Raw genomic sequence first — 4,046 nt, 5'->3', positions numbered from 1 at the left:
GCCGAAACCGCCAGCAGCGTGATCAGCATCCACAGCGAGCTGTTCGTGAACGACAGATCGAAGCCGCCCGCGTTCAGCGGGACGATGGTTTCGATCTTGAACTGCTCCATCGGGTTGGCCACGGCCGTTTATTCCTCGTCCCGTTTGGCGGACTCTCGGTCCATCCGCTTCTGCCGGCGCAATGACTGGGTAAGACCCGTCACAAACCCCAGCAACAACATCGTGATCAGACCCCAGGGGCCGGTTCCTGCCTGCCGGTCGATGAACCAGCCGATGAAACCGCCTGCCAGCATGGCGCCGATAAATTCCGACGCCGCCTGCCAGCCCTGATTTTCCTGCAGCTTGGCGCCATCCTTCCGGCTCGGTTCCGCCGCCCGGGCCGCAGCAATACGGCGCGCGAGGCTATCCTCGTCGGTGGGTGGTTTGGCCAAGGCGCAAATCCCTGTGATCTCACTGCCTGCCGCATATGACAGACGGCCCCGCCAGCGATGCCGACAAGACTTGGCGCGCGTCCTAGATGCGGGGGGTGGGCCTGTCAACCGTTGTGCAGTGCAACCTTGGTGCAATTGCGAGCGTTGTGGCGGTTACGCCATGGCCACCAGTCTCTCCGCGGTCTGCAGGTCAACGCTCACCAGCTGGCTGACGCCGGGTTCGCTCATGGTGACGCCGAACAGGCGATGCATGCGGCTCATCGAAACCGCATTGTGGGTGACGATCAGGAAACGGGTGGCTGTCTCTGCCGCCATCCGGTCGAGCAGGTCGCAGAAGCGTTCCACGTTGGCGTCATCCAAGGGCGCATCGACTTCGTCGAGCACGCAGATCGGGGCGGGATTGGACAGGAACAGCGCGAAGATCAATGCCGTGGCGGTGAGCGCCTGCTCGCCGCCGGAAAGCAGCGTGAGCGATTGCAGCTTCTTGCCCGGCGGCTGCGCCATGATCTCAAGGCCCGCTTCGAGCGGATCATCGGATTCGATCAGCGCCAATTGCGCCTCGCCGCCGCCGAACAGATCGGAAAAGAGCGTGCGGAAATGGCCATCGACAGCGGTGAACGCCGCTTGCAGCCGCTGCCGGCCTTCGCGGTTGAGGCTGCCGATGGAGCCACGCAGGCGGGCGATGGCGGTATCCAGCTCGGCCTTTTCCGATGCGGTGAGCAGGGCCTGTTCTTCCAATTCCTTCAGCTCGATATCGGCCCGCAGATTGACCGGGCCCAGCCGATCGCGTTCGGCGGTGAGCGCATCGAGGGATACGGCCAGCGCCGCCGGATCGCCGGGTTCGATGCCGAAGCCGAAACGGCCGGGCAACAGCGGTGGCGGGCATTGGAACCGCTCGCCGCACAGGCGTTCCAGATCGAGCCGGGCGGCATCCTGATGCTCGGCCTCGGCGCGGGCGGTGGCGCGCAGCTCGCGGGCTTCGCCTACATCGGCATCGGCAGCGCGAGCGCGGGCGGAGACGGCGTTCAGGGCAGATTCGGCCGCGGCCAGCCGATCGGCAGCAGCAGCGCGGGCGGCGTCTGCCGTTTGCGTAGTGGACGCCAGGCCAGCCAGATCGGCGGCAATGGCGCGGGTGCGGGCGGCAAGGCCGGCGCGTTCCTCCTCGGCGGCTTCGCGGCGACGGCCAAGTTCGCTGCGCTGGCCCGCACTGGCTGCGATACGGCGCTGCCAATCACCCTGTTCCGCCTGAATCGCGGCGCGGCGGCGGGCAGCGGCGTCGGCATCGCGGCCGGCGGTGTCCACGGCGGCGCGCGCGGTGGACAGCGCGGTGCGGGCGGTGTCGTTCCCGGTTCGGGAAGCGGCCAACGCCGCCGACAGGCCGGCGAGTGCATCGGCCGCCGGCACGGCCGCGCGCGCCGTTTCGGCTTCGGCCGCCAGCCGCGCGCGGTCGGCCTCGGCCTGGGCGGCGGAAGTCTTCAGGCTGGATTCCTCGCCGGCGGCGCGGGCCGACGCGGTTTCGGCTTGCGCCAGCCGGCCGCGCGCTTCCGTCAGCAACCGCGCCGCCGCGTCGCGGGCCTGACGGGCGGCGCGCTCGGCCGCGGCAATGCCGGCGGCAGCGGCTTCAGCGTCGCGCAAAATCGCGCTCGCCTTTTCAACTGTGCCGGCAGCGGCCTGACGCTCGGCCTCGAGTTCAGCAGCGCGGCGACGGGCGCGCAGGCGGGCGGCGGCGGCATCGGTGCGGCCACCCGAATCAACCAGCCCATCCCAGCGCCACAATTTGCCGTCGCGGCTCACCAGCCGTTGGCCGGGCTTCAGCGCGGCCAGCAACGGCGCATCAGGCGCGGCATCAACAACGCCGGTCTGCGCCAGCCGGCGCGCCAGTTCGGGCGGTGCCTGCACCTGGCCGGCCAACGGCACAACGCCCGCCGGCAATGCCGGATCGTCAGCAGCCACACTGCCGGCAAAGCGGCGCGGCGCGGTGGAGCTAGCGGGGCCCGCTTCCATGTCTTCGCCCAGCGCGGCAGCCAGCGCAGCTTCATATCCGGCAGCAACGACCAGTTGATCGGCAATGCGCGGACCCTTCCCCTGATCAGCCGCCAGCCGGCGGGCCAAAGCCTGGGCTTCGGCCTCCAGGCTGGCCAGCGTGGCGCGGGCGGCGGCCAACGCCGCGGCGGCTCCGCTGCGTGCGGCTTCTGAGGCGGGGCGGGCCGCTTCTGCTTCGGCAACGCCGGTTTCGGAGGCAGCAACATCAGTCTGCGCCTTGGCCACGGCCGCGTGGAACGGTTCCAAATCCGGCGCCGGGGCCAGCCGTGCCAGCCGTTCGGCCAGGCTCTTTGCTTCGGCCTCGGCCCGGGCAGCGCGGGCGGTGGCGGCGGCAGCAGCATCGCTGGCGGCGCGGGCAGCGGCCGCAGCAGCCGCATGGGCGGCCATCGCATCAGACAGGGCGGTTTCGGCGGCCAGGGCGGCGGCTTGCGCCAGCGATAGCCGTTCGGCCAGCGCCGGGCGCTCTGTCGCCAGCGCCGCCAGGCGTTCGGCCAGTGCGGCGTCTTCAGCAGCGAGTCGCTCACCTGCGGCGGCGGCATCATCGGCAAGGGCGGTTTCGCGCGCCGCGTCGCGGTCGATACTGGCGATGCTGGCGGCCAGTGCGGCATCGCGGCGGGCCAGTTCCTGCGCTTCGGCGTCCAGCAAGGCGCGGCGCTGGCGCAGGGCCTGGGCGGCGGCTGCCGCTTCCGCTTCAGACTGGCGCAGCGCTGGCAGGGCAGCATTGGCATCGGCGGCCTCAGCCGTGAGCCCAGCAGCCAGCCGTGTGCGTTCGCCGGCCAGCGTTTCGGCAGCCACGGCGGCCTTGCGGGCGCGTTCGCTCAGCGCCACGGCGGTGTGCCAGCGGGCGTGGATCAGTGCGGCTTCGCCATGGCGGATCCGGTCAGACAGGCTGCGGTACCGTTCGGCAGACTTGGCTTGCCGGCGCAATGTTCCCGCCTGCGTTTCAAGGCCCCTTATGACATCGTCCAGCCGCGTCACATTGGCTTCGGCGGCGCGCAGGCGAATCTCGGCCTCGCGCCGGCGCACGGCAAGCCCAGCGATGCCGGCGGCTTCTTCCAGCAACTGGCGGCGTTCGGCCGGCTTGGCGGCAATGATGGCGCTGATGCGGCCCTGGCCCACGATCGCCGGGCTGTGCGCGCCGGTGGCTGAATCGGCGAACAGCAGGCGCACATCCTGGGCGCGGGCATCGCGGCCGTTGAGGCGGTAATCCGAACCAGCGCCGCGCTGGATACGGCGCTGCACCTCGATCTCCTCCCCGGCGCTGCCGGCAAGGTGCAGCGTGACAGTCGCGAACTCGCGTGCCGGGCGGGCACTGGTGCCGGCAAAGATCACATCGTCCATGCCGCCCGATCGCATGGACTTCGGGCTGCCTTCGCCCATCACCCAGCGCAGCGCTTCCAGAAGATTGGATTTGCCGCAGCCATTGGGGCCGACAACACCGGTCAACCCCGGTTCGATCAGCAGATCGACCGGTTCAACGAAGGACTTGAAGCCCGCAAGGCGAAGACGGCGAAATTCCAAGGGCGCTTACCGGAGAGCCGCCTGCAGCTTGGTTTCGAGATCGGCCCAGCT

At 70.0% G+C, this 4,046-nt stretch carries 2 protein-coding genes; both read right to left on the bottom strand.

What is annotated here, in order from left to right:
• Window positions 1-128: 128 nt before the first annotated feature.
• A complete protein-coding gene (locus Q7O19_RS13210) occupies window positions 129-431 on the bottom strand; it encodes an AtpZ/AtpI family protein (protein ID WP_303810955.1) in 303 nt (100 codons plus the stop codon).
• 153 nt (window positions 432-584) lie between these two features.
• Entirely contained in the window at window positions 585-3,995 is a 3,411-nt protein-coding gene (locus Q7O19_RS13205; RefSeq protein ID WP_303810954.1) for a chromosome segregation SMC family protein, read from the bottom strand.
• Between the last annotated feature and the right edge of the window lie 51 nt (window positions 3,996-4,046).

Origin of the sequence: Sandarakinorhabdus limnophila DSM 17366 (assembly GCF_945882885.1) — a bacterium.
Taxonomy (GTDB): Bacteria; Pseudomonadota; Alphaproteobacteria; order Sphingomonadales; family Sphingomonadaceae; genus Sandarakinorhabdus; species Sandarakinorhabdus limnophila_A.
This window is presented reverse-complemented; position numbering and strand designations above follow the sequence as displayed.